Source organism: Streptomyces sp. NPDC085866, from assembly GCF_044541035.1.
In the GTDB taxonomy this organism is placed as follows: Bacteria; Actinomycetota; Actinomycetes; order Streptomycetales; family Streptomycetaceae; genus Streptomyces.
Window position 1 is genome coordinate 12,588 of sequence record NZ_JBITSQ010000015.1, and the last position, 19,613, is coordinate 32,200.

Below are 19,613 nucleotides of genomic sequence, written 5' to 3' on the forward strand. Positions count from 1 at the left end.
GCGCTCGATCCCGTACGGCGGCGGGCCGGTGCGCGGCGCATCCGGGCGATCCCGCGCAGGTCGGCCAGTGCGGTGGCGAGGATGTCGACCCGGCTGTCGGGGTCGTCCACCCAGTCCACCGGCACCTCGTGGATCCTGAGTCCCGCCCGCTCGGCGAGCACCAGCAGTTCGGTGTCGAAGAACCACTCCCCGTCCCGCACCAGCGGCAGCAGCCGCTCGGCGACATCGCGCCGCACCGCCTTGAACCCGCACTGCGCGTCGGAGAAGCCGACGGAGAGCGTGCAGCGCAGCAGGATGTTGTAGCAGCGGGAGATGACCTCCCGTTTGGGCCCGCGCACCACCCGGGCGCCGGGTGCGAGGCGGGTGCCGATGGCCAGGTCGGAGTGGCCCGAGATGAGCGGTGCGACCAGCGGCAGCAGCGCCGCGAGGCCGGTGGACAGATCCACGTCGGTGTACGCCAGCACGGGCGCCCGCGAGCCCGACCAGGCCGCGCGCAGCGCCCGCCCGCGCCCCTTCTCGGGCAGCCGTATGCACCCCACCTCGGCCAGCTCCTCCGCGAGCCCGGCCGCGATGCTCGGCGTGCGGTCGGTGCTGGCGTTGTCGGCGACGGTGATCCGGAACGGGTAGGGGAACGTGTCCCGCAGGTGCGCGTGCAGCCGTCGGACGTTCGGCTCCAGGTCCTTCTCCTCGTTGAACACCGGCACGGCCAGGTCCAGGACGGGCTCCCCGTGATCGGTCGGCAGCGGGGCGAGCCGGGGCAGCGGAGTCCTCGACGGTGTGGCCCGACGCGGGCGGAGATTTATCACGTAGGTCCCTTGTGTTCCTGAGTGCGGGGCGCGCTGAGGGAGCGCGCGGCGGCGAAGTGACGGAGGAGGGCCGCGGGTTATCCGGTCGGGCTTGCCACCTGGGAAGGTGCGTCCGACGAGTCGTCCGGGCTCGCGGTGTCCGTGGGCGGAGGTGCGGTGTTGGAGTGCGGGTCCGTGGGGGTCGCCGTGGCCGTGCCGGTGGGCGGGCCGGAGGCCGGCTCGGTGGTCGTCGACGTCGCGGGCGGTACGGAGGTCTCCATGGTTCCGCCGGGGTTCGGTGCCCCGGTGGTCGCCGTCGAACTGGGCGGTGGGCTCGGCGAGTCGTCCGGCGAGGGTGACGTGCTCGGGGTGGGCGACGGGCTGACGGCGGGCCGCGGGTGGGGAGCGCTGGGCCGGTCCGTGGTCGGTGCGTGCGGCCACAGGAACAGGCCGAGGCCGAGCCCCGCGACCGCCAGTACGGACCCGGCGGCCCGGCGCGCCGCCCGCACCCGGCGCCGGGTGCGCACGCCGGCGTACAGCCGGTCCTGATGCCTGGCCTCGAAGGGACTGTGTTCCTGGGTGCTGTGCATCAGCTGCGTCAGCTGCCGTTCGAAGTGATCCATGGCTTCTTTCCTCACCCCACCGGCTCGATGACGTCGGCCAGGAGCCGGCGCAGCCGGGCCACTCCGCGTGCGGCGTGGGACCGGGCCGTGCCCACCGGGCAGCCCAGGGTCTCCGCGACCTGCCGGTCGGGCAGGTCCTGGTAGTAGCGCAGGACGACGGCGGCCCGCTGCTGCGGCGTCAGCTGGGCGAGCGCCGCCTCCAGCCGGGAGCGCTCGGCGACGGTCGCGGACATGTCGCCGGCCGCCGCGACCTCGGGCAGCTCCTCGACGGGCCGCTCGCCCCACCAGCGCCGGCGGGCGGAGCGGGCCGCGGCCCGGGCCAGCACCTTGCGCAGGTAGGCCTCCGGCGCCTCGTCGGCGACCTTCGGCCAGACGAACCACAGCTTGACCAAGGACTCCTGCAACAGGTCCTCGGCGCGATGCCGGTCCCCTCCGGTGAGCAGACGTGCGAGATGGAACAACACCGACCAGCGGGCCGTCACGAATGCGTCGTACTCACCTGCCCGAGCCTGCTCCATTCCCGCGGTCCCCGTTCTCGCCGACTGTCTCCACAGGGGGTAAGGCCCTGGCCCCCCTCCCGCGCTGCACTCGGCCGGCGTGATCCGCGTCACGCACAGAACTCACACAGCGTCAGTCGACGCGCAGCAGCAGCACCGCCCGCGCCGGCACCGTGATCTGTGTACCGGCCGGGTGGATTGTGCCCGGCGCCTCGGCCTGCTCCTCGCGCGAGGTGTCCACGACGACCTCGTACCGCTCCGCCCACGGCGGCCCCGGCAGCACGAAGCCCGTCGGCCGGTCGCCCGCGTGCAGCACCGCGAGGAAGCTGTCGTCCAGGACCGGCGCGCCCCGTTCGTCCCGGCCCGGGATGTCCCGTCCGGACAGATACATGCCAAGCGTGGCGGCGGGTGCGTACCAGTCGCCCTCGGTCATCTCCTCGCCCCGGGAGGTGAACCAGGCCAGGTCGCGCAGGCCGTCCGCCGAGTGGGCGCGGCCGGAGAAGAAGGCGCGGCGGCGCAGCACCGGGTGCCGGTGGCGCAGGGCGATCAGCCGGGAGGTCAGGTCGAACAGCGGGCGCCAGGCCGGGTCGTCCAGCAGGGACCAGTCCAGCCAGCTGATCTCGTTGTCCTGGCAGTAGGCGTTGTTGTTGCCGCGCTGGGTGCGGCCGAGTTCGTCGCCGGCTACCAGCATGGGCACGCCGGTGGACAGCAGCAGGGTCGTCAGGAGGTTCCTGAGCTGCCTGCGCCGCAGGGCCCGTACCCGCTCGTCGTCCGTCTCCCCCTCCGCTCCGCCGTTCCAGGACCGGTTGTCGTGGGTGCCGTCCCGGTTGTTCTCGCCGTTCGCCTCGTTGTGCTTGGTCTCGTACGACACCAGGTCGCGCAGGGTGAAACCGTCGTGCGCGGTGACGAAGTTGACCGAGGCGTAGGGGCGGCGGCCGCCCCAGGCGTACAGGTCGCTGGAGCCGGACAGGCGGTAGCCCATCTCCCGCACGTCGGGCAGGGCGTGACGCCAGAAGTCCCGTACGGCGTTGCGGTAGCGGTCGTTCCACTCCGTCCACAGCGGCGGGAACGCGCCGACCTGGTAGCCGCCCGAGCCGATGTCCCACGGCTCGGCGATGAGCTTCACCCGGCGCAGCACGGGGTCCTGGGCGATGACCGCCAGAAAGGGCGACAGCATGTCGACGTCGTGCATCGAGCGGGCCAGGGCCGCCGCCAGGTCGAAGCGGAAGCCGTCCACGCCCATCTCCGTCACCCAGTAGCGCAGCGAGTCCGTGATCAGCCGCAGGACCTGGGGCTGGACCACGTGCAGTGTGTTGCCGCAGCCGGTGTAGTCCGCGAACCGGCGGGCGTCGTCCTGGAGGCGGTAGTAGCCGCGGTTGTCGATGCCCTTCAGGGAGAGCGTGGGGCCCAGCTCGCCCGCTTCGGCGGTGTGGTTGTAGACCACGTCGAGGACGACCTCGATGCCGGCCGCGTGCAGCGCGCGGACCATCCGCTTGAACTCGCCGACCTGCTGGCCCGTCGTGCCGGAGGCCGCGTAGGCCGCGTGCGGGGCGAAGTAGCCGATGGAGTTGTAGCCCCAGTAGTTCTTCAGGCCGCGGCGCAGCAGGTGGTCCTCGTGGGCGAACTGGTGCACGGGGAGCAGCTCCACGGCCGTGACACCCAGCTTCACCAGGTGCTCGATCGCGGCCGGGTGCGCCAGACCCGCGTACGTGCCGCGCAGTTCCTCGGGAATGCCCGGGTGCAGTTTGGTGAAGCCGCGCACGTGCAGCTCGTAGATCACCGAGTCCGCCCAGGGCGTCTTGGGGCGGCGGTCGTCGGACCAGTCGTCGTCATCGTGGACCACGACACCCTTGGGGACGTACGGCGCCGAGTCCCGGCCGTCGCGCACGGTGTCGGCGACATGCTGCTCCGGCCAGTCCCGGACATGCCCGTACACCTCGGGCGGCAGCCCGAACTCGCCGTCCACCGCCCGCGCGTACGGGTCCAGCAGCAGCTTGGCCGGGTTCCAGCGGGCGCCGGTCCACGGGTCCCAGCGGCCGTCGACGCGATAGCCGTAGCGCTGTCCCGGCATCACGCCCGGGACGAAGCCGTGCCAGATCTCGTGCGTCAGTTCGGTCAGCGGGATCTGCGTCTCCCGGCCCCGCTCGTCGAACAGACACAGCCGGACCGCCTCCGCCCCGCCTGCCCACAGCGCGAAGTTGGTGCCCGCGACCCCGTCCGGGCCGACCCGGAACCGGGCCCCGAGCGGAGTCGGCGCACCCGGCCACGCGGGCGGGGCGGCCGGCAGGGCGCGACGGGCGCCGTCCACCACGGCCGCCGGGTGCCCGCTCTCGGCGGCCCGCCCCTCGGCCAGTGCCCGCTGCTCGGCTGCGCTCGTCACCAGTCGGCCCCTCTTTCAGTGGCTCGCCCCCGGGGCGCAGTCGGCCGTGCCGAAGGGCCGGGCGTGCCCGGACCCTTCCGGTCCCGGGCACGCCCGGCCGCCCGGTACGGCTGCGCCCCGACGGCTCCGACGTGGCGCGGCGGCTCCCCTTCGCGTCGTCCTCCCCACTGTTCTGCCCAGCCCTGGCGTCGCACTCACGTTTCCCCGGAGCGTGCCCGGTCGTTGAGTCCCACGTGAGGCACGTACAAGGGCGCGCACGGCGCGCAGGGGCAGTGTTGGCCGCCGTACTGACATGGGCAGGTCTGCTGGCCGGCTGCTCCTCGGGCAGCCCCGGCGGACTGGACTTCGACCGGGTCCTCGGCAAACACCCGGCCGCCGAGGACGTCATCCGGGTCACCCCCGACGACGGCGGAACGGCCGTCAGACCCGGGGAGCGGCTGCGGGTGCGGGTACCCGACGGGCGCCTGGAGAAGGTGAAGGTCGTCAAGTCCCAGGACGCGCAGGACTCCCCGGTCCCCGGGCACATCAGCGCCGACGGGCTCAGCTGGGAACCGGACGACAGACAGCTGGCGCTCGCCGCCAAGTACACCGTGGACGCGGTCGCGCTGGACGCCCAGGGCCGTCGCTCGGCCCGGCACACCACGTTCACCACCCTCGTCCCCGCTGAGCGGTTCATCGGCTACGTCACCCCCGAGAACCGATCCACCGTCGGCACCGGAATGATCGTCTCCCTCTCCTTCAGCCGGGAGATCACCCACCGTGCCGCCGTCGAACGGGCCGTACGGGTCACCGCGAAGCCACCCGTGGAGATCCGCCCGCACTGGTTCGGGAACAACCGCCTGGACTTCCGCCCCGAGCGCTACTGGAAGCCCGGCACCGTGGTCACCGTCGACCTCGGCCTCAGGGACGTCGAAGGGGCGCCCGGCGCCTTCGGCCTGCAGGACAAGACGTTCACCTTCACCGTCGGCCGCAGCCAGGTCTCCCTGGTGGACGCGGCCGAGCACATGATGGAGGTCCGGCGCGACGGGCAGCTGCTGGCCAACGTGCCGATCACCGCGGGCGCGCCCAAGACCACCACCTACAACGGGAAGATGGTGGTGATGGAGATGCTCGAGGTCACCCGCATGAACAGCCGGACGGTCGGCTTCGGCGGCGAGTACGACATCCCCGACGTCCCGCACGCCATGAAGCTCACCGACTCCGGCACTTTCCTGCACGGCAACTACTGGTCCCCGGACGCCCCGGGCCGGGTCAACGTCAGCCATGGCTGCGTCGGCTTGCGGGACGTCAAGGGCGGCAGTTCGGACACTCCGGCGGGCTGGTTCTTCGACCGCAGCCTGGTCGGAGACGTCATCGAGGTCGTCAACAGCAAGGACAAAACGGTCTCTCCCGACAACGGCCTCGGAGGGTGGAACATGACCTGGAAGGAGTGGAAAGCGGGCAGCGCGGTCAAGTAACCAGATGAGGGACGGGATTGCGGGCGAGGGCGGCCGGTTGAAATCGCGACGGAACAGTGACATTCACCTGACACCTCGCTCAAAACCCTGCGGTTAACATGCGCACACCAAGTGTGGTGGGGAGCGGGCCTGACCTGGCCCGGCGAGGGGAGAACAAGTGAACGTGCGGCCTGTTTCGGGGGCGTCGGTGGGGAGCCGGGGGAGAGGCCGTAAGGGGCTGGCGCTCATAGCCGGCGCTCTGCTCGTGACCCTCACCGCGTGCGGCGGCGGTGACTCGGGGTCCGGGGCCGGTTCCGGTTCCGGCGACGGGAAGGGCAAGGACTCCGGCACGCAGCAGAGCAAGCAGTCGACGGCCGCCGTCAGCATCTCCCCCAAGTCCGGTGCCACGGGCGTCGACACCAGCGGCGCGCTGAAGGTGAACGTGACCAAGGGCAAGCTGACCGAGGTCACGGTCAAGGACGTCAAGGGCGCGAAGGTCGACGGCACCATAACCGGCGGCGGCGCCTCGTGGACGCCGTCGACCCATCTGGCGGGCGGCACCAAGTACACGGTGCACGCGGTGGCCAAGGACTCCGAGGGCCGCGAGGCCGCCGAGGACTCCAGCTTCACCACGCTCACCCCGCAGAACACCTTCGTCGGCAACTTCACCCCCGAGGACGGCTCCACGGTCGGTGTGGGCATGCCGTTCTCGGTCCGCTTCACCCGCGGCATCACCAACCCCGACGACGTCGAGAAGGCCATCAAGATCAAGACGGAGCCGGCCGTCGACGTCGAGGGCCACTGGTTCGGCAACGACCGCCTGGACTTCCGCCCCGAGAAGTACTGGAAGTCCGGCACGAAGGTCACCGTCGACTTCAACCTCGACGGCGTCGAGGGCCGCGACGGCGTCTACGGCAAGCAGCACAAGACGGTGAAGTTCACCATCGGCCGCAACCAGGTCTCCATCGTGGACGCCAAGAAGCACACGATGAAGGTCACCCAGGACGGCAAGGTCATCAAGACCATCCCGGTCACCACGGGCAAGCCCGGCTACGACACCTGGAACGGCCAGATGGTCATGCGCGAGAAGCTCGTCGTGACCCGGATGAACGGCGAGACCGTCGGCTACGGCGGCGAGTACGACATCAAGGACGTCCCGCACGCCATCCGCCTCACCGACTCCGGCACCTTCATCCACGGCAACTACTGGGGCGGCGACGCCTTCGGCAACTACAACGCCAGCCACGGCTGCGTGGGCCTGCGCGACGTGCGCGGCGGCTACGACAAGAACGTGCCGGCGGCCTGGTTCTTCAACCACTCGATGAGCGGCGACGTGGTGATCGTCAAGAACTCCCACGACCGCACGGTGGACCCGGCCAACGGCCTCAACGGCTGGAACATGTCCTGGGCCGACTGGAAGAAGTGAGCCCTGTCTGAGCTACGGGCCCGGCGCTGTCACCCACGGCACCGGGCCCGCACTCGTTGGTCCCCGTGCTGTGCCTGCCTGGGGGGGCAACCCCCAGACCCCCGGCCGGGTGTGATCGACCGCACCGGCCCAGTTGCCGTTAGTCCCCGTGCTGTGCCTGCCTGGGGGGCAACCCCCAGACCCCCGGCCGGGTGTGATGGACCGCACCGGCCCAGTTGCCGTTAGTCCCCGTTAACCTGCTGCGCATGACCGTGAATCTCGAAGTCGCCGAAGGTGTCGGAACGCTGCGGCTGGACCGGCCGCCGATGAATGCGCTGGATGTCGCCACGCAGGACCGGCTGAAGGAACTCGCCGAGGAGGCCACGCGCCGCGAGGACGTGCGCGCCGTGGTCATCTACGGCGGCGAGCGGGTGTTCGCGGCGGGCGCGGACATCAAGGAGATGCAGGCGATGGACCACACCGCGATGGTCCTGCGCTCCCGCGCCCTGCAGGACTCCTTCACCGCCGTGGCCCGCATCCCCAAGCCCGTCGTCGCGGCGGTCACCGGGTACGCGCTCGGCGGTGGCTGCGAGCTGGCCCTGTGCGCGGACTACCGCATCGCCGCCGACAACGCCAAGCTCGGCCAGCCGGAGATCCTGCTCGGTCTCATCCCGGGTGCGGGCGGTACCCAGCGGCTGCCCCGCCTCGTCGGCCCCTCCAAGGCCAAGGACCTGATCTTCACGGGCCGGATGGTGAAGGCCGACGAGGCCCTCGCGATCGGTCTGGTGGACCGGGTCGTCCCGGCCGCCGAGGTCTACGAGCAGGCGCACGCCTGGGCCGCCAAGCTGGCCCAGGGGCCGGCCATCGCGCTGCGTGCGGCGAAGGAGTCGATCGACACCGGCCTGGAGACCGACATCGACACCGGACTCGCCGTCGAGCGGAACTGGTTCGCGGGTCTGTTCGCCACCGAGGACCGCGAGCGGGGCATGCGCAGCTTCGTCGAGGAGGGGCCGGGCAAGGCGAAGTTTCTGTGAAGTTCACCGATGAACTTCCCCGGTGAGGCTTGCAATTGACGCCTTGTCTGATCCGGGTCCCTCGATGGGGCGGTTTATGGGAGCCTTAAGACAACCTTAAACCTGCCTCGTCGAGGGAGTCCGTCGATTGCCGGGAAGTGAGCCGTCGCCGCAGGTCAGACAGGCTGTTCCAAGATCGGACATGTCATCGGCATATGCCGCCAGGCCGGAGCGCGGCAGGGGTGCAGGGGGGGTGTATTCCTCCGGAACGGCCCCGGAGACGGCTCCGGACGGCCATCATGGGGGCATGGCGGGGCTGGAGGGCATCGAACAGCCGCGGGGACACAGCCGTGCGGCCGCGGCGCGGTGGTCGCCCGCGGTGGAGGACGAACAGGCGCTCAAGGCGCTCGAACTGTTCGGAAACCCGACGGAGGCGGAGGTGCCGCTGCCGTCCCGCCCGGAGTCCGCGGCCACCGCGCGCCGGCTCGCCCAGGTCGTCGTACTGCGGCAGTGGGGGCTGACCCCCAAGATGACCGAGGACGCGGTCTTACTCGTCTCCGAACTCGTCGGCAACGCCGTACGGCACACCGGGGCCCGGGTCTTCGGCCTCCGGATGCGCCGCCGCCGCGGCTGGATCCGCGTCGAGGTCCGCGATCCCTCGCGCGGGCTGCCTTGTCTGATGCCGGTTCAGGAAATGGACGTCAGCGGTCGCGGCCTGTTCCTGGTGGACAAGCTGTCCGACCGCTGGGGCGTCGACCTCCTGCCGCGCGGCAAGACCACCTGGTTCGAGATGCGGGTCGCCGACCGTTAGAGCCGGGTCGAGGAGACCCGGCGGCTTGCTCCCTGTGAATGAATCCTCCGCCACGCGCCCTTGGCGTGCCGATGATGTGACTGTCAGTCACCAGAATGGCCCTCGACCGGATGCCGGCGTCCACGCAACCCGGAGACAAGGGCGGATCACATGGCGCTACTCACTTCACCGACGCACCGACGAGGAAGAGGACGACGAGGGCTGCTGAGGCCCAGGGTCATGGCGGCGACGACGGCGGGTCTCCTGCTGCTCGGGATCGCCGCTCCGTCACAGGCCGTCGAATCCACCATCTCGGTGAACAACCTGCGCACCGGGTGGGACTCGCACGAGCCGAAGCTCTCGCCGTCCGTGGTGTCGTCGTCCGCCTTCGGACAGCGCTGGTCCACCTCGGTCAACGGAGTGGTGGCAGCCCAACCGCTGGTCACCGGCACCAACGTGGTCGTCGCCACACAGAACAACTACGTCTACGGGATCGACGCCGCGACCGGGAAGAAGAGCTGGACCCGCCAGCTCGGTCCGGCCTGGCCCACCTCGGCCGTCAACTGCGACAGCGGTCTGACCGGGATCACCGCCACTCCGGTGTACGACGCGTCGTCCAACACGGTCTACCTCACCAGCAAGGTCAACGACGGCCCGGACACCTTGCACCCGCACTGGTACATCCACGCGTTGAGCGCCTCCACCGGCGCCGAGCGCCCGGGCTGGCCGCTGACCGTCAAGGGCACGCCGACCAACAGCCCCGGCCACCCGTTCAACCCGCTCACGGCAGCACAGCGCCCCGGCCTGCTGCTGATGAACGGGTCGGTGTACGCCGGGTTCGCCTCGTACTGCGACCACGGTCCGTACGTCGGCCAGGTCGTCGGTGTGAACGTCACCAGCCGCAAGCTCACCCTGTGGTCCGCCGAGGCCGGTTCCGACGGCAAGGAGGCCGGCATCTGGCACAGCGGCGGCGGGCTGGTCTCGGACGGCAACGGGCGCATCTTCCTCGCCACCGGCAACGGCGCCGGAACGGGCGCCTCGCCGAGCGCCGGACCCGGCTACCTGCCCCCGGCCGGCCTCGGGGAGTCGGTGGTGCGGCTCGGCGTGAACAGTGACGGCAGCCTCTCGGCCAGGAACTTCTTCAGCCCGACCAACAACAAGACCATGGACGCGCACGACACCGACCTCGGCTCGGGCGGTCCGGTCGCCCTGCCGAACAGCTTCGGCACCACCGCGCACCCGCGCCTGCTGGTCCAGGTCGGAAAGGACGGCCGGATCTTCCTGCTGGACCGGGACCATCTGGGCGGCATGGGCCAGGGGCCGAACGGCACGGACAACCCGGTGAGCGCGGCCGGACCGTTCGAGGGAATCTGGGGCCACCCCGGCGTCTGGGGCGGCGACGGCGGCTACGTGTACACGGTGGCCACCGACACCGGGAGCGGCCGCTCGCCGCTTCGCGCGCTGAAGTACTCGGTGAACAGCGCCGGCACTCCGGTCCTGACCAGCGCCGGTACCAGCGTCGAGAACTTCGGGTACGGCTCGTCCTCGCCGGTGATCACCTCCAACGGAACGACGCCCGGTTCCGCTCTCGTCTGGACCGTCCACAAATCCGATTCCGCCAGCGCGCTGCGGGTCTACGACCCGGTGCCCGTCAACGGCACCCTGCACCTGCGCCGCTCCTTCCCGATCGCAACGGCGTCCAAGTGGTCACTGCCCGCCACCGACGGCGGCCGGGTCTACGTAGGGACCAGGGACGGGCACCTGGTGGCCTTCGGCACCGCGTAGGACCGCTCCACGGCACGGGCGTGCCCGACCCCCTACGGAGGATCGGGCACGTCCGTGTGCGCGGATTCCGGTGGCCCCTGCGACCCGAAATCGCCCCTCGATCGGCGCAATCGGCCGTTTTCTTACCCAACGCCCCTTAAATGGTGCGGGTGACCACGACCAACCGACGCGGGGTGCTGCGCGCGGGTGCCGGGCTCGTCACCGGGGGCGCGTTCGCCGCCGGTTGCGGCGCAGGCCAGGACGCCCGGCCCGGCGCAACGACCGCCGCGCATCCCGGGTCAGCCCCACCCGCCGACGCGTCCGGCCGTCCCGCGGCCACCTCCCACGCCGCCCCCGCCCCCCGTGCCTACGCCGGCCTGCCCGCCCAGATCACCCACGGCCCGGGCACCCGCCCCCAGGTCGCCCTCACCTTCCACGGGCAGGGCGACCCCGACATCGCCGAGTCCCTGCTCAGTACGGCCGAACAGCACGGCGCCCGGCTGACCGTGCTCGCCGTCGGCACCTGGCTGGACCAGCACCCGGGCCTGGCCCGCCGCATCCTCGACGGCGGCCACGACCTCGGCAACCACACCCAGCGGCACATCTCCATCAACGCCATGGCCGAGGCCGAGGCCCGCAAGGAGATCACCGACTGCGCAGACCGGCTGAAGCGACTCACCGGTTCGATCGGCACCTGGTTCCGGCCCTCCCGCTCCCCGACGGCCTCCCCGCTGGTCACCCGGCTCGCCCGCGCCGCGGGCTACCCGCACGTCCTGTCGTACGACGTCGACTCGCTCGACTACACCCGCCCCGGCGCCGCCGCCGTCACCCGCAAGGTTCTCGCCGAAGTGAGCAACGGATCGGTGGTCAGCCTGCACTTCGGGTATCCGGACACGGTCGCCGCCCTCCCCGCCGTACTCCACGAACTCGACCGCCGCCACCTGCGCGCGGTCACCACCACGGAGCTGCTGAGCTGATGCGAACCACGAAAGCCGCCCGCCTCCTGGCCGCCGGAGCCGCCCTCACCGCCCTGGCACTGCTGTCCGCGTGCAGCGGTGGCGCCCAGGACAAGGAGAACGAGGCCCTCGGCAGCAAGGCGCCTGCCCAGCCGCAGCTGAAGAAGCAGCAGGTGGACGGGTTGCCCGGGATGCCCCCGGTGCTGGACCCGACCGACGTCTACGCGGCCGACCGGCCGAACCGACTCTCCCCGGTCGTCAAGGACTTCCCGTCCCGGGTGTACGTCCCCAACACCAACTCCGACACCGTCACGGTCATCGACCCGGAGACCTACCGGATCCTCAAGACCATCCCGGTCGGCCGGCAGCCCCAGCACGTGGTGCCGTCCTGGGACCTGAAGACCCTCTGGGTCAACAACGACCTCGGCAACAGCCTCACCCCCATCGACCCGAGGACCGGGAAGGCCGGCCGGCCGGTCGCCGTGCACGACCCGTACAACCTGTACTTCACGCCCGACGGCAAGTACGCGGTCGTCATGGCCTCCATGGACCGTCAGCTCGTCTTCCGCGACGCGCACACCATGAAGGTCGTGAAGGCCGTCCCGGTCAGCTGCTACGGCGTCAACCACGCCGACTTCTCCCTGGACGGCCGCTACTTCATCGTCTCCTGCGAGTTCAACGGCGAACTGCTCAAGGTCGACACCGCGCGGATGAAGGTCGTCGCCCAGCAGAAGCTGCCGTTGCACGGCGCGATGCCGCAGGACGTCAAGGTCTCCCCGGACGGCAAGCTGTTCTACATCGCCGACATGGTGGCCAACGGAATGTGGATCGTGAACGGGGGCGCCTTCGACAAACCGGAGTTCCTCGCCACCGGCAAGGGCGCCCACGGCCTGTACATCAGCCGGGACTCCCGGGAGATGTACATCTCCAACCGCGGCGAGGGCACCATCTCGGTCTTCGACTTCGCCGAGAACCGGCTCACCAAGAAGTGGCACCTGCCCGGCGGCGGCAGCCCCGACATGGGCGGGGTCTCCTCCGACGGCAAGGTGCTGTGGCTCTCCGGCCGGTACAACTCCGAGGTGTACGCCATCGACACCCGTACCGGCACCGAACTGGCCCGCATCGGGGTCGGCAGCGGCCCGCACGGCCTCGCCGTCTACCCGCAGCCGGGCCGCTACTCACTGGGGCACACCGGCATCTTCCGCTGAAGCAGCACTTCCGAGCCCACCGGACGGTACCCGGCCGCCTGGAACGCCCGCATACTGCGGGCGTTCCCCGCCGACACCTGGGCCCACACCGGCTCGTCGGCCAGCTGCCGTGCCGCCGTCACGAGCGCCCGGCCCAGTCCCCGGTGCCGTACCGCGTCGTCCACCTCGACCGCCACCTCCAGCCGGCCCGCCACCCCGCGCCCCAGCACCAGCACCCCGCCGTCCGCGGCCCACACCCGGACGTCGTCGCGCCGCCGGCGCGAGCTGACCACCCGCGGGTGGGACGGGTCGGCGATCTCCCGCAGTGCGAGCGCCGCACGCCCCTGCAGCGGGGACCCGACGACCATCACGTCGACCGTGTCCGTACGGAGCCCCGTGCGGTCCATCAGGGCGGTCAGGAAGCGCGCGTTCATCGTGGCGGCCAGCGCGTCGCACTCCTCGGTGACCGCACGCAGCGTCTCGTGCACCCAGTCCGGATCCTCGTCGGTGAACACGACCGAGTGGGCGGTGAACGCCAGGACGCCGGCGTCCCGGGGCGAGGGCTGGGGAACGACCGTCGTGCCGCCGTCCGCCGGCGGGAAGACGCCCTGCGCCGCCGCGTCGAGAATGTCCCGCAAGGTCTCCAAAACCGTGCTCCTTGAGTCTCCACCGACTGGAAGGCCCAGACTCGCAGACGTGATCGACGACGGCACCGGACTTTTCACCATCGGCGAGCTGGCCCGGGCCACCGGCCTGACCGTGCGCACCATCCGCTACTGGTCCGACGAGGGCGTGCTGCCCCCGGTGGGCCGGTCCGCGGGCGGCTACCGGCTCTACGACACCGCTTCCGTGGCCCGCCTGGAGCTGATCCGCACCCTGCGCGAGCTGGGGCTCGGCCTCGAGGACGTGCACCGGGTACTGGCCGGCGAGCGCACCGTGGCCGAGGTCGCGGCCACCCACGTGGCGGCCCTCGACGCCCAGATCCGGGCGCTGAAGGTGACGCGGGCGGTGCTGTCGAGCGTGGCCCGACGGGGTTCGAGCGCGGAGGAGATGACCCTGATGAACAGACTGGCACGACTGTCGGCCGCCGAGCGGCAGCGGATCATGGCGGAGTTCGTGGCCGAGACGCTGCATGGCCTCGACACGGTCGACCCGGACATCCAGGAGCGGATGCGGCGCACCGCCGTGGACCTTGCGGAGAATCCGACACCGGAGCAGGTCGACGCCTGGGTGGAGCTGGCCGAGATGCTCCAGGACCCTGAGTTCCGGGCGCAGATGCGCCGGGCAGTCGAGTTCAACGCGGCCGACCGGGCGCCCGGGGCGCCGCCCGGGAGGTCGATGTGGTTCGCCAGGCGCCTCGTGGAGCTGGTGGCACCGGCGCGGGAGCGCGGCACGGACCCGGCGGCGCCCGAGGCCGAGGACGTGCTGCGGGAGCTGTTCGGCGACGCGGACCGGACCGCGGTGCTGGAACGCATGACGGCCGGCTTCAACGAGCGGGTCGCCCGCTACCGCGAACTGCTCGCCATCGTGAACCGGCAGCCCGCGCCCCCGCACGCCGAGGACTTCGCCTGGGTGGTCGCCGCGCTCCGCGCTCGCGCGGGCCGTTAATCTGACCAGCGACAGTACGCCGACACGGCATGAGAATCACGAACAAAAGGGGCGGACCGGTGGCCGACATCGAGGAAGCACGCAAGCAGTTCCAGCGGATCGACGCGGACGGTGACGGTGTCATCACCGCTGCCGAGTTCAAGCACGCCCTGGCGCAGGAGGGCGACTGGAACGTCACCGAGACGGTCGCCGAGGCCATCATCAAGACCCGCGACCTGAACGGCGACAAGGTCCTGTCGTTCGACGAGTTCTGGGCCTACCTGAACAAGTGACCCACCCGAAGGGGGTGCCCGTCCCGTGGGGAGGGCACCCCCTTCGTCGTGCGGTGCGCCGTCGGCGGATCCGGCCCCCGTGCGTCCCGACAGCCCGCTTACGCCGCCCCCCGTCGGTACTGCCCCGGCGCCACCCCGTACTCCCGCTTGAACGCCTTGGCGAAGGCGAACTCCGAGGTGTAGCCGGTGCGGGCGGCCACCTGGCGCAGGGACAGGTCGTCGTGGCGCAGCAGCCGTCCGGCGACCGTCATACGCCACCAGGTCAGATACGCCAGAGGCGGCTCGCCCACCAGCGCGGTGAAGCGACGGGCGAAGGCCGCGCGGGACAGGCCGCCGGTCGCGGCGAGCTGTGCCACCGTCCAGGCCTGCGCCGGGTCACCGTGGAGCGCGCGCAGTGCCGCCGCGACCGCCGGGTCGGCCAGCGCGGCCGACCAGCCCCGTGCCCGCCCGGCCGCACGCTCGCTCTCCCACCAGGCCCGCAGGATGTACAGCAGCAGGGTGTCCAGCAGTGAGGTGACGATCGCGTCCGTCCCCGGGCGCAGTTCCTCCAGTTCCATCCCGAGCAGCTCCACCGCCGCCCGCAGTGAACGGTGGCTGCCGACATGGGCGGGAAGGTGCACGACCTGAGGCAGTTCGGCCAGCAGCCGGTGGGCGCGGTCGCGGTCGAGCCGGTAGGTGCCGCACAGCGTGACCGTGTCCGGACAGCCCTCCCGCGGCTCGCCCGGTGCCGGACCGCTCCAGGTGCCGTCCGGCAGCAGCCGTACCTCCTGCAGGGGTACGTCCAACCCGCTGGCCAGCGCGTGCCCCTGGCCGTGCGCGAGGAAGACGACGTCCCCGGGCGCCAGTGCCACCGGCTCGCCGCCGTCCGGGATCAGCCAGGCCGAGCCGCGCAGCACCACATGGAAGCCGGCCTCGTCGGCGGCGCCGAAGTGCAGGCCCCAGGGTGCGTACTTGTACCGGCGCGCGGAGTGCGGGCGGCCGGTGCGCATGGCGGCGACGACGTCGCTGAGCACGTCCATGGGGCCACCGTAGCCCGGAAGTTGGGCCGGGAAGACGCACGGACATGAAACCGAGACCGGAGGACATGGAGCGTCTCCCGTACCGGACTTAGCGTCGACGGCATGACAACTTCCGCACGCACAGTGCTCTTTCACGAACTCGGCGGCCCCGACGTGCTCACGGTCGAGGAGGTCGAGCTGCCGGACCCCGGCCCGGGCGAGGTGCTGGTGAAGGTCGAGGCGCTGGGCCTCAACCGGGCCGAAGCCCTCTTCCGCGCGGGCACCTACTACTACCGGCCGACCCTGCCCGCCTCCCGCAACGGCTACGAGGCGGCGGGCGAGGTCGAGGCGGTCGGCGCGGGAGTCACCGCCTTCGCGCCGGGCGACCCGGTCCTCTCGGCCGCCAACTTCGAGCTCAGCGCCCACGGCGTCTACGGCGACCGGGTGCTCCTTCCGGAGAGCGCGCTGGTCCCGCGCCCCGCCGGGGTCGACGCCGTGACGGGCGCGGCTGCCTGGATGACGTACACCACGGCGTACGGCGCGCTGGTGGAGCGGGCCGGCCTGGTCCCGGGGCACCGGGTGCTGATCACAGGCGCGTCCAGCGGGGTCGGCTCCGCGGCGATCCAGGTCGTCCGCCGGGCGGGAGCCGTCCCGATCGTCACCACCCGCACCGAGGCCAAGCGGCAGCGGCTGCTCGACCTCGGCGCGGAGCACGTGATCGTCAGCGCCGACGAGGACGTGGTCAAGGAGGCCAGGCGGCTGACCGGCGGGCGGGGTGTGGACATCGTCCTCGACGCGATCGGCGGCGCCGGCTTCGCGGAGCTGGGCGGGGCGGTCGTCCAGGACGGGACCCTGGTCTCCTACGGCTGGCTGGACGAGCGGCCCATCCTGCTGCCCCGGCAGTGGCCGCTCACCGTCCACGGCTACGCCAACATCGCCCTCACCGGCACCGCCGAAGGCCGCCACCGCGCCGCGCACCATCTCGCCTCCGGCCTCGCCGACGGCACCCTCCGCCCGGTTCTCGGCGAGGTCTTCGACGGCCTCGACCGGATCCGGGACGCCCACCGCCTGATGGAGTCCAACCGGCACACGGGCAAGATCGTCGTACGGGTCTGAGGGCGTTCGGCGAGCGGTCGCCCGCTTGCCGTAGTCACCGGAATACTCCCGTTCCCCCTGAGGTTGTCGCCGACGACTGACGCATGCACATGCATCGACCTCGGAAGGTTCTGTCATGAAGATCGGCATCATCGGCGCGGGCAACATCGGCGGCAACCTCACCCGGCGGCTCACCGCCCTCGGCCACGACGTGTCCGTGGCCAACTCCCGTGGCCCCGAGACCCTGAAGGAACTGGCCGAGGAGACCGGTGCGACCCCGGTTCCGGCGACGGAGGCCGCCAAGGGCGCCCAGGTCGTCGTGGTCACCGTCCCCCTGAACCGGGTCCCCGACCTCCCCTCCGGCCTGCTGGACGGCGCGGCCGAGGGCGTCGCCGTGATCGACACCAACAACTACTACCCGCAGCAGCGCGACGGCCGGATCGCCGGCATCGAGGACGAGGGCCTGACCGAGAGCCGCTGGACCGAACGGCACCTCGGACACCCCGTGATCAAGGCGTTCAACGGCACCTACGCCCAGGACATCCTCGACCGCCCCCGCCCGGCCGGCGACCCCGAGCGCATGGCCCTCCCGGTGGCAGGCGACGACCGGGCCGCCAAGCAGGTCGTCCGCGACCTCATCGACGAACTCGGCTTCGACACGGTCGACACGGGCGGCCTCGACGACTCCTGGCGTCAGCAGCCGGGCACCCCGGTCTACGGCCTGCAGGCGGGCCTGGAAGCCGTGCGGAAGGCCCTGGCGGAGGCGTCCCCGGAACGCCCGGCGGACTTCCGCGGCTGACTCCCGGGCTGCCCGGCCGGGGCGGCCTCGTCCTCGCCGGCGACGTCGTCCACGGCCGACCTCAGTTCCCGGCGGCCCACTCCCGCAGAGCGTTGCGGTCGGCAAAAGCGGCCACGTTCTTGTCGTGCGGCTCGCTGCTGTACTGGTGGAAGCGCCACTTGGCCTTGATGCGGGGGTGGCCCGCGCTCACGTAGTCGGCGATCCAGAGGCCGTCGCCGGCGTACGAGGTGACGTCCACGTTCAGCCAGTACTCCCGGTTGGAGTAGAGCAACACCTTGTTGTGGGGCCGGAGTTCCTTCAGCGTCCGGATGAACAGGTCCTTCTCCGCGTTGCTGGCGTGCGTGCCGTCGCTGGTCGTCTCCCAGTCGACGGCGAGCAGGTCACCCGCCCGCTCGGGGGCGTGCCTGACGAAGTACTCGGCCTGGCCTGCGATGTGACCCGGCCACAGGAAGTGGTAGTAGCCGACGACGAGTCCGGCGTCGCGGCCGTGCTTGGCCTGGGCGGCGAGTCTCGGGTTCACGTACGAACGCCCCTCCGTCGCCTTGATGAAGACGAAGGAGAGGCCGTCCGTGTCGTACGACGACGACTGGTACGCGCTGACGTCGATGCCGTGCAGCATGGGGGACTCCCTTGAGTGTCAGTGGGGGGACAGGAGTTGACGTGTATATGCCCCACCTTGGCACGGGAGATCCGCCGGTGCACCCGAAATGTCAGCTCCGGGTTGCCACCGACCCCAGGACCGACGCCGACTTGGCCGACCAGTCCGAGGTGATGATGCTCGCGTGGTCCTTGGCCAGCAGGGCGAGCCGGGCGGCGACTTCTGCGTCCGTGGGATCGGTCGAGGAGATCGTGGGGGATACGCCGTCGGCGCCCGTGGTGATCAGGATGTAGTGGTTCGCGGAGTAGAACGAGGTGTCGTAGCCGTTGTTCACGTACGTCGCCGCGTCCCCGTCGAAGAACACGAACCAGGGCCGGATCGAGGCGTCGTAACGGCTGGTGCGCGGGTCGCCGTTCGCCGCGCCGAGCACGGCCGGGAAGGCCTGCGCCTCGCCGATCCTCCCCGCCGCGTACAGGTCGCGCAGATGGTCGCCGTACTCCTCGTCCGTCCAGTAGTGGTCGAAGGGGTTGGCCTGCTCCACCGTGCCCGGGATCAGCTCGAAGAGGAACTTGCCCCTGAGGGAGTCGCGGGAGGGCCAGGCGCCGGCCCTGGCCGCCGCGTCCGGGGAGGAGTACGTCCCGCCCAGCAGGTCGGCCGGCTTGTAGACGCTGTCGCCGAGCTTCTGCGACACCAGGGTGTCGAACTCGTCGGGACCCATGCCCCCCTTGTCGTTGAAGCCGACCTTCATCTCGACCTTGAACACGATCGGCGGGTGGTCGGGGTGCAGCTGGTTCCAGGCCGCGATGTTGTCCAGGCAGCTGCCCAGATCCTGGTTCCGGCTCTTGCTGTACAGCTCGCCCGGCGTCTTCGCGGCCTCGCAGTTGTTGTTGTTGCCCAGCGGGTTGCTGTGGCTCACCCGCCACCGTTTGGTCAGGCTGTCGACGTAGACGTCCAGCTCCAGCAGCGAGGCACCGGAGTCCAATGCCTGTGCGAAATACGTGTACTTGGCTTTGTCGTACGCGTTGTGCGTCCCGATCGCCGTTGTCTCGGAGAACTTCGGCGACGCCGCGTGGGCGTCCATGGGCACCGCCACCAGCAGCGCGGCGGCCCCCGTCAGAGCCGCCACCCGTCTCGCCGCGCGAACCGCGCTCATGTCCCAACTCCCCTTTTTGGTGGCCAAGTTGGCCGCAGAGTAGCGGGAGGGGGTTACCGGTGGGTAGAGCCTGGGCGAAGGTCAATGCGGGGTGCGGGACAGAAGGGGGCCAGGTCACAGAATCCGTGACCTGGCCCTTGGGGATGTGACGGTGTTCTCTTTTCGGGTGGAGGCCACGCCGGCGAATCTCGCGGGCCGCGACGGTGCCGCCCTGGCTTCGGCGCATGCCCTCCACCGCCATGAGGCCGTCGCCG

At 71.1% G+C, this 19,613-nt stretch carries 18 protein-coding genes and 1 pseudogene; 11 read left to right on the forward strand and 8 right to left on the reverse strand.

Going from position 1 to position 19,613, the window contains the following annotated elements; translation table 11 throughout:
• Nucleotides 1-5: 5 nt before the first annotated feature.
• The 4 genes and pseudogenes from ACIF83_RS33080 to glgX form a co-directional block, all read right to left on the reverse strand.
• Nucleotides 6-761: pseudogene (locus tag ACIF83_RS33080) on the reverse strand (dolichyl-phosphate beta-glucosyltransferase); the annotation flags it as partial.
• A gap of 122 nt (nt 762-883) precedes the next feature.
• Nucleotides 884-1,408, reverse strand: coding sequence for a hypothetical protein (locus ACIF83_RS33085; RefSeq protein ID WP_398139822.1), 525 nt, complete (start codon nt 1,406-1,408; stop codon nt 884-886).
• 11 nt (nt 1,409-1,419) lie between these two features.
• Nucleotides 1,420-1,926: a SigE family RNA polymerase sigma factor gene (locus tag ACIF83_RS33090; protein WP_398139821.1), complete on the reverse strand. Its 507-nt coding sequence runs from the start codon at nt 1,924-1,926 to the stop codon at nt 1,420-1,422.
• Between the two features lie 112 nt (nt 1,927-2,038).
• Complete coding sequence (gene glgX, locus ACIF83_RS33095; RefSeq protein WP_393480730.1) at nt 2,039-4,285, reverse strand: glycogen debranching protein GlgX; 2,247 nt, start codon at nt 4,283-4,285, stop codon at nt 2,039-2,041.
• Between the two features lie 233 nt (nt 4,286-4,518).
• Between glgX and ACIF83_RS33100 the strand changes: the two genes are divergently transcribed.
• The 7 genes from ACIF83_RS33100 to ACIF83_RS33130 all read left to right on the forward strand — a co-directional run bounded on the left by ACIF83_RS33100 (nt 4,519) and on the right by ACIF83_RS33130 (nt 12,857).
• On the forward strand, nt 4,519-5,742 hold the full coding sequence (locus ACIF83_RS33100; RefSeq protein WP_398139820.1) for an Ig-like domain-containing protein: 1,224 nt from the start codon (nt 4,519-4,521) through the stop codon (nt 5,740-5,742).
• A gap of 157 nt (nt 5,743-5,899) precedes the next feature.
• Nucleotides 5,900-7,147, forward strand: a complete 1,248-nt coding sequence (locus ACIF83_RS33105; protein WP_393480725.1) for an Ig-like domain-containing protein — start codon at nt 5,900-5,902, stop codon at nt 7,145-7,147.
• A 245-nt stretch (nt 7,148-7,392) separates the two neighbouring features.
• Nucleotides 7,393-8,160, forward strand: coding sequence for an enoyl-CoA hydratase/isomerase family protein (locus ACIF83_RS33110; protein WP_393480722.1), 768 nt, complete (start codon nt 7,393-7,395; stop codon nt 8,158-8,160).
• Between the two features lie 286 nt (nt 8,161-8,446).
• Nucleotides 8,447-8,950 (forward strand): ATP-binding protein, encoded by a 504-nt coding sequence (locus ACIF83_RS33115; RefSeq protein ID WP_145887424.1) that lies wholly within the window; start codon nt 8,447-8,449, stop codon nt 8,948-8,950.
• Between the two features lie 219 nt (nt 8,951-9,169).
• Nucleotides 9,170-10,714 carry a PQQ-binding-like beta-propeller repeat protein gene (locus tag ACIF83_RS33120; RefSeq protein ID WP_399732445.1) on the forward strand — a complete coding sequence of 515 codons (1,545 nt, stop codon included), beginning with the start codon at nt 9,170-9,172 and terminating at the stop codon, nt 10,712-10,714.
• A gap of 140 nt (nt 10,715-10,854) precedes the next feature.
• On the forward strand, nt 10,855-11,670 hold the full coding sequence (locus ACIF83_RS33125; RefSeq protein WP_393480717.1) for a polysaccharide deacetylase family protein: 816 nt from the start codon (nt 10,855-10,857) through the stop codon (nt 11,668-11,670).
• A complete protein-coding gene (locus tag ACIF83_RS33130; RefSeq protein WP_399732448.1) occupies nt 11,670-12,857 on the forward strand; it encodes a hypothetical protein in 1,188 nt (395 codons plus the stop codon). The genes ACIF83_RS33125 and ACIF83_RS33130 overlap by 1 nt, the downstream gene beginning before the upstream one ends.
• On the opposite strand, the gene ACIF83_RS33135 is transcribed toward ACIF83_RS33130, so the two are convergent.
• A complete protein-coding gene (locus tag ACIF83_RS33135) occupies nt 12,824-13,483 on the reverse strand; it encodes a GNAT family N-acetyltransferase (RefSeq protein WP_393480711.1) in 660 nt (219 codons plus the stop codon). The genes ACIF83_RS33130 and ACIF83_RS33135 overlap by 34 nt on opposite strands.
• Before the next feature lie 49 nt (nt 13,484-13,532).
• Here ACIF83_RS33135 and ACIF83_RS33140 point away from each other — a divergent pair, with 49 nt between their 5' ends.
• Nucleotides 13,533-14,444 carry a MerR family transcriptional regulator gene (locus ACIF83_RS33140; RefSeq protein ID WP_393480708.1) on the forward strand — a complete coding sequence of 304 codons (912 nt, stop codon included), beginning with the start codon at nt 13,533-13,535 and terminating at the stop codon, nt 14,442-14,444.
• A 59-nt stretch (nt 14,445-14,503) separates the two neighbouring features.
• The gene (locus tag ACIF83_RS33145) at nt 14,504-14,716 is read left to right on the forward strand and encodes an EF-hand domain-containing protein (RefSeq protein ID WP_393480706.1); all 213 of its coding nucleotides are present in this window, start codon (nt 14,504-14,506) and stop codon (nt 14,714-14,716) included.
• A gap of 98 nt (nt 14,717-14,814) precedes the next feature.
• Here ACIF83_RS33145 and ACIF83_RS33150 read toward each other — a convergent pair whose 3' ends face one another.
• Entirely contained in the window at nt 14,815-15,735 is a 921-nt protein-coding gene (locus ACIF83_RS33150; protein ID WP_393480703.1) for an AraC family transcriptional regulator, read from the reverse strand.
• A 102-nt stretch (nt 15,736-15,837) separates the two neighbouring features.
• On the opposite strand from ACIF83_RS33150, the gene ACIF83_RS33155 reads away from it, so the two are divergent.
• Together ACIF83_RS33155 and ACIF83_RS33160 are read left to right on the forward strand one after the other, a co-directional pair.
• Nucleotides 15,838-16,830 (forward strand): zinc-dependent alcohol dehydrogenase family protein, encoded by a 993-nt coding sequence (locus ACIF83_RS33155; RefSeq protein ID WP_399732454.1) that lies wholly within the window; start codon nt 15,838-15,840, stop codon nt 16,828-16,830.
• Between the two features lie 76 nt (nt 16,831-16,906).
• Nucleotides 16,907-17,608, forward strand: a complete 702-nt coding sequence (locus ACIF83_RS33160; RefSeq protein WP_399732734.1) for an NADPH-dependent F420 reductase — start codon at nt 16,907-16,909, stop codon at nt 17,606-17,608.
• 61 nt (nt 17,609-17,669) lie between these two features.
• Here ACIF83_RS33160 and ACIF83_RS33165 read toward each other — a convergent pair whose 3' ends face one another.
• Nucleotides 17,670-18,227, reverse strand: coding sequence for a GH25 family lysozyme (locus ACIF83_RS33165; protein ID WP_393480698.1), 558 nt, complete (start codon nt 18,225-18,227; stop codon nt 17,670-17,672).
• Between the two features lie 91 nt (nt 18,228-18,318).
• Nucleotides 18,319-19,359, reverse strand: a complete 1,041-nt coding sequence (locus tag ACIF83_RS33170; RefSeq protein WP_399732458.1) for a phosphatidylinositol-specific phospholipase C domain-containing protein — start codon at nt 19,357-19,359, stop codon at nt 18,319-18,321.
• Nucleotides 19,360-19,613: the final 254 nt, after the last annotated feature.

Excerpts from the sequence above, each read along its gene's own strand:
- ACIF83_RS33110 (WP_393480722.1), top strand. The coding sequence starts at position 7,393 with ATGACCGTGAATCTCGAAGTCGCCGAAGGTGTCGGAACGCTGCGGCTG.
- ACIF83_RS33090 (WP_398139821.1), bottom strand. The coding sequence starts at position 1,926 with ATGGAGCAGGCTCGGGCAGGTGAGTACGACGCATTCGTGACGGCCCGC.
- ACIF83_RS33085 (WP_398139822.1), bottom strand. The coding sequence starts at position 1,408 with ATGGATCACTTCGAACGGCAGCTGACGCAGCTGATGCACAGCACCCAG.
- ACIF83_RS33130 (WP_399732448.1), top strand. The coding sequence starts at position 11,670 with ATGCGAACCACGAAAGCCGCCCGCCTCCTGGCCGCCGGAGCCGCCCTC.
- ACIF83_RS33150 (WP_393480703.1), bottom strand. The coding sequence starts at position 15,735 with ATGGACGTGCTCAGCGACGTCGTCGCCGCCATGCGCACCGGCCGCCCG.
- ACIF83_RS33125 (WP_393480717.1), top strand. The coding sequence starts at position 10,855 with ATGGTGCGGGTGACCACGACCAACCGACGCGGGGTGCTGCGCGCGGGT.
- ACIF83_RS33115 (WP_145887424.1), top strand. The coding sequence starts at position 8,447 with ATGGCGGGGCTGGAGGGCATCGAACAGCCGCGGGGACACAGCCGTGCG.
- ACIF83_RS33165 (WP_393480698.1), bottom strand. The coding sequence starts at position 18,227 with ATGCTGCACGGCATCGACGTCAGCGCGTACCAGTCGTCGTCGTACGAC.
- ACIF83_RS33120 (WP_399732445.1), top strand. The coding sequence starts at position 9,170 with ATGGCGGCGACGACGGCGGGTCTCCTGCTGCTCGGGATCGCCGCTCCG.
- ACIF83_RS33170 (WP_399732458.1), bottom strand. The coding sequence starts at position 19,359 with ATGAGCGCGGTTCGCGCGGCGAGACGGGTGGCGGCTCTGACGGGGGCC.
- ACIF83_RS33155 (WP_399732454.1), top strand. The coding sequence starts at position 15,838 with ATGACAACTTCCGCACGCACAGTGCTCTTTCACGAACTCGGCGGCCCC.